Origin of the sequence: Acinetobacter sp. WCHAc060006 (genome assembly GCF_004209135.1) — a bacterium.
GTDB classification, from domain to species: Bacteria; Pseudomonadota; Gammaproteobacteria; order Pseudomonadales; family Moraxellaceae; genus Acinetobacter; species Acinetobacter cumulans.
In genome coordinates this window covers 1-2377 of the sequence record NZ_SGSS01000068.1, presented here as the reverse complement: position 1 = coordinate 2377, position 2377 = coordinate 1, and the positions used below count along the sequence as shown (strand labels likewise).

Here is a 2377-nt window from a genome sequence, read left to right as displayed (position 1 = left end):
AGCCTGATAGGACAAGGATCCTATGAAATTTGTCGTGTACAGAGGTAATTTTTATGAAATCTAAAATCATGAGAAAAAGATAGAAAAGCACTTAGTCAGTTTCGGAGTATTATTTAAAACGTGGAGATGTTTTTCCTATGTTGATTAGTCAATTTATTTACGAATGAGATATAAAGTTTTATCTAATTTTTCTTTTTATCCAATTTAAAATTAGGTGCGTACACGGCCTCAACTTTCAATAAAGTATAAAAGGTGTTTGTGTAGGCAATACCCTTACTTTTGATAAGCCAAAAGAAAGCAAAAGCCTTTGTTACCCATACATAACATCCCTATTATGATGGATAACGTGTGGCATCCCTGCCACACTCGTGTATCCAAACGTTGCTTAAATTAAACTATGTAATAGTGGCGACATAAAGGTGCTCTTATCGCTATATATTAAAAACTTAGTGGAACACTGTTTCTAAAGCTTTTAAACCCACTTTGGGATCAAGTAGACCGTTGTAAATTTCAGGGATTTCACGTTCCACCCCAAAAAATTCATAAATGGCAAGCATCGCCCCACGAACTGAATATTCCACAGTAAAGACCACGTCATCTTCAATTTCCACAAACTGTCCAAGGAAAGCAAAGTTTTGTGAGCCTTGTGGAATTACCTGTGGACGATCCCCCGGTTTACGGCAGGCGAATAGGGCAGAGGCGTATGGCATCATGGCGGTAGTAACATCAGTCGTTGCCAAAACATGATCTAAAATGTCGTCAAAACCGAGCTGTTTAATCAGTTCTGTTAGGATTTCTTGCCCCGTGGCTTCGGACATTGGTTTTTTGATGTAATCGCCTATATGGTCAATTTGGAAACCGTAGCCCCATAAGGTATATAAACCTTCAGGTAAGTCGGCAAAGTGTGGCTGTGCAGGAACCACGATGGATAAATGCCAACCCGACTCATACCAAGTCATGAGTGCGCCTGTGCCTGGTTCATTGCCTGTATAGTCAATAATACGTTTAAGTAGCACGTCATCTTTCATGGTCAGAGTGAAAGACTCCCACTTATGTTCATCGACATTGCCATAAAAAGTCATTGGACGGCCAAAGTCTGGGGCTTTTTGTGCCAGCGTTTCCCAAAGCGTCCAGCCATGATCTTCTCGATGACGAATAAGGGCAGGCACGTCATGATTACCGCCATAACGTGAGTCTGCTGTAATAGAGCCTAAAGTGAAAATAGCTAAATCATTGGCTTTCAGATTAATTTGCTCTGAGCCTTCAGGCAATTGTACATATAGGCGTGAAGCGTAGCGTTCTTGAGTTTCAGCATTGGTAATGAAGTCTGCATCTGTGACATAGTGTCCAAAACGCACATCGACGCCTTGTGCGACTAACCAACGCTGTAGGGGCAGAATCATCGAGTCATATTGGTTGTACTTGGTACGTTTCACACCCGCTAAGGTATGAATGCGTGGCAATTCTTGAATAAAACGCAAGAAATAGCGTCTTAACTCTGCTGCACTGTGCCATTTTTGAAAAGCGAAAGTCGTGCGCCACATGCGCCAGAAATTGGTTTCAAAAAAGGTTTCATCAAAAAACTCATCAATGCGGCGACTGCCAATTTTTTCTTCTTTTGAAGCTAATAGGCGCAGCATCTGTGCACGATGTAGCGTATTCAGACCAAGCTTTGCTGCATCCGCAATGACATGTTCGGCATCAATCAACCGTGCATTGGCGTGGGTTTTCACTTTTTCATTAAACTCACGACATTCTTCACGCACCGAAATGTATGGATTTTCCAAAGATGGAATACTGGAAAATAAGTCCCATAGGCACAAATAAGTTTCATCGGTCAGCATTCGCCCACCACGTGTTACCCAAGCTTGCGCGGCATGCGGTGTATGTCCACCATCCATCGAACCACCTGAAATATCGAGTTCTTCTAAAATATGGATATTTTTGGCAGGGACTTTGGCATCACGGATTGCAAATGCAGCAGCAGCCATACCTGCGATACCACCACCAATAATCCAAAGATGGGACTGTTGCGCGTCTAATGGGGTGCGCTTCTTATTTTGCATGGTTCACCTTTAATTATGATGTTAAAAATTATGAAGTAAAAAAATTGGTTTAGAAAAACCTTAAAAATAGTATGTCTTTTTATATATGAAAAATGTATGAAATGGGAAGCAATCCCCTCATTATATTTTGTAATCAAAAATAGACGTATGATGGCTATTTTTAATACACATTTGTCTTTTTATTAAAATTGAATATGATCTAAATAATTGATGTTAATGTTTATTGTTGAGTAATTGCTCTATTGTTGTTTTCACTATGCCGTATGCTAAATTTCTTTAAAAATAGGCTTTTTATTTATCATTAAAAAATA

The 2377-nt window shown here is 39.8% G+C and carries 1 protein-coding gene; it reads right to left on the bottom strand.

Translation table 11 applies throughout. The annotated features are described in order from the left end of the window. Positions 1 to 446: 446 nt before the first annotated feature. Complete coding sequence (locus EXE29_RS17115) at positions 447 to 2066, bottom strand: oleate hydratase (RefSeq protein WP_120365112.1); 1620 nt, start codon at positions 2064 to 2066, stop codon at positions 447 to 449. Positions 2067 to 2377: the final 311 nt, after the last annotated feature.